The sequence below is a fragment of the Aequorivita aquimaris genome (assembly GCF_001573155.1).
Classification (GTDB): Bacteria; Bacteroidota; Bacteroidia; order Flavobacteriales; family Flavobacteriaceae; genus Aequorivita; species Aequorivita aquimaris.
In genome coordinates this window covers 1-1557 of record NZ_JRWG01000028.1, presented here as the reverse complement: position 1 = coordinate 1557, position 1557 = coordinate 1, and the positions used below count along the sequence as shown (strand labels likewise).

Genomic DNA, 1557 nt, shown 5'->3' with positions numbered 1-1557 from the left:
TACAGCAGTGGGGAGAACTATGCCTATCTGGAAGCCAGGGGCATTAAAAGCTACATTCCGCCCCACGGAACTTACAAAGGCGGCCCCGAAGACTTTAAATATATAAAAGAAGGTAACTACTGGCTGTGCCCACAGGGAAAGAAAGTAACCTTCCGCAAGCAGAAACTTGAAAAAGGCACATTAAAGGATAATTATTTTACAAAACGAAGTGATTGCAAGGGATGTCCCATCAAAGAAAGCTGTATAGGCAAGAGCCACGAAAAGCGGATCAATATCACTGCTTACCGGGAAGAATATGAGCGCAACATAGCGCGAATGAAGAGCCCCACTGGCCGGTATCTAAAAAGCAAACGGCAAAGCACCGTGGAGCCTGTCTTTGGAACCCTCAAGGAGCTTATGGGGCTTCGCAAGGTCAATACCATTGGCATTAAACAGGCCAACAAATGCATGCACCTCTCGGCAATGGCCTACAACCTCAAGAAATACCTCAAGTTTATCCAAAAACGCGCAAAGAGCGGGGCGGAAAGCCTGGTTTTGTATTTTTTGCCAAAAACAGTGCTTCAGAATGTAGCAAGGCATTTTTTAAAAGCACCAAATTTGGCTCATTCTCAAGTCCAATCAAAAAAACAAAGCCGCTTAAAACGGCTTATATTGGTTCAGGTTTAAAAAATTAAGGGGTTGTGCAACGGTTACCATCTTAAGTTTGATTTTAATTAAAACGGTTAACTTTAAATATTAAATCAGAAAGAACAAAAGAGCGGAGTAAGGTTAAGGTTACCAGTGGAACTTTTGATTCCGTCAACATTGATAATCCCCGCTCTTTTCTACTTTAATTTCGTTCAGATCTTTGAGGCCCTGACCTCGTTTTTAAGTTGGTGAAACCAGAGTAGACTGTCCTTTCGTCATTTGTTTTTCTATGAATAAATATAGCAAAATTTACGGAGTGGACATCAGTAAGGATGTCTTTGATGTGGTGTGCTCCGATGATGCCCATCATCAGTTCGATAATACCCCGAAGGGTTTCAGTTCTTTTTTAAAGGCTATTGCCCAGGGCTCGCTCGTGGTGATGGAGGCCACCGGATATTATCACTATCGACTGGCACAGTATCTTTTTAAGCACGGCGTTGTCGTTTCGGTAGTAAACCCATTATCGGTAAAGCGTTTCATCCAGATGAAGCTTGCCAAGGTGAAGACGGACAAGAGCGATGCCAGGGCAATCTGTGAGTACGGCAGGGTAAATCATGTCCCTTGCTATACTGCCCTTACGGATGTACAGGCCGAGTGTCTGCAGCTTTTTAGGTTACTGGACAGCTATCTGAAGAAGCGCACCGCCACCAAGAACAAGCTGCACGGGGAGGAAACTTTGGGCATTCCCTCCAAGTTTGTCCATCAATCCCTCAAGCGTGACCTCAAGCATTTGGACAAGGAGGTAAAGGCACTGGAGGAAAGGTTGCTTTTATTGGTAAAGCAGGACCAACAACACCAACTTACATTGTTGAAGGGAATTCCAGGCCTGGGTACCAAAACGGCCCTCTTCCTCATTGTTATAACAGATGG

The 1557-nt window shown here is 44.4% G+C and carries 2 protein-coding genes; both read left to right on the top strand.

Annotated features, from left to right (window positions below; genetic code table 11):
* Positions 1 to 666 (top strand): transposase (locus LS48_RS14575; RefSeq protein ID WP_235811043.1); only part of this gene is annotated, 666 nt, incomplete at its 5' end.
* A 250-nt stretch (positions 667 to 916) separates the two neighbouring features.
* Positions 917 to 1557: IS110 family transposase (locus LS48_RS14570; RefSeq protein WP_062623209.1), on the top strand; the 641-nt coding region annotated here is incomplete at its 3' end.